Source organism: Oleiphilus sp. HI0128, from assembly GCF_001635365.1.
Window position 1 is genome coordinate 1 of record NZ_LWGG01000116.1, and the last position, 836, is coordinate 836.

Consider the following 836-nt stretch of genomic DNA (forward strand, 5'->3'; position numbering starts at 1 on the left):
AGACTCGACACTTCGGGAAAGCAGCAGAAAATCTTTGCTTAACCCAATCTGCTGTAAGCTTTCGAATTAAGCAGCTGGAAGAAAGTGTTGGAATGAGTTTGTTTACGCGCGAGCGTAATAACATACTATTAACCCCCTCGGGCGAACGTTTATTACCCCATGCTGAAAATGTACTCACATCGTGGCAGTCAGCACTACAGGATGTAGGTGCGGCTGGCCAGCTGGATATGCAGATCGCTTTGGGCAGCACCTCAAACCTCTGGGACACTTTTCTACAGTCACTTTTACCAAAAGTGGTCGATACCTTTGACGGTTTAAACATTCGGACTGAAATTAGCAGTCCTCAAGATTTGACGAGGGCCTTGTTAGGTGGACGTATCGATATAGCTGTTTTACTAGACCCGCCAAGTGTTACGGAATTAGTTCTCACTAAAATTGGCAAGGTCGAGTTAATGTTTGTATCTGACCAAAACTGGGCTGCAACTGAAGAGCTTGCCAAAACTAAACATATTTTTGTTGACTGGGGAACATCTGTAAATGTCCTTCAAGCTCGCCTCTTCAATCAACCACACACACCGATTCTACATACAGGACAAACTCATATAGCCTTGGAATTTCTAATGACATACGGTGGGGTAGCTTTATTACCAAAGGTACTCGTTGAACAGTTTGTTCAATCTAAGCAGTTATTCCCTATTCACGGTGCCGAGTCATTTGTAAGGGAAGTTTATGCTGTTCATAGTGATGCGTCGCAAAAACAAGATATCGTTTCATCCGTAGTTGATTTGCTAAAAGAAGAAGATCTAAAGCCAGCGTTTGTGTGATCTGAGCACCCA

1 protein-coding gene is annotated in these 836 nt (G+C 43.4%); it reads left to right on the plus strand.

From position 1 onward, the window contains the following. A partial coding sequence (locus A3763_RS01555) for a LysR substrate-binding domain-containing protein (RefSeq protein WP_068759832.1) occupies nucleotides 1–824 on the plus strand: 824 nt, incomplete at its 5' end. Between the last annotated feature and the right edge of the window lie 12 nt (nucleotides 825–836).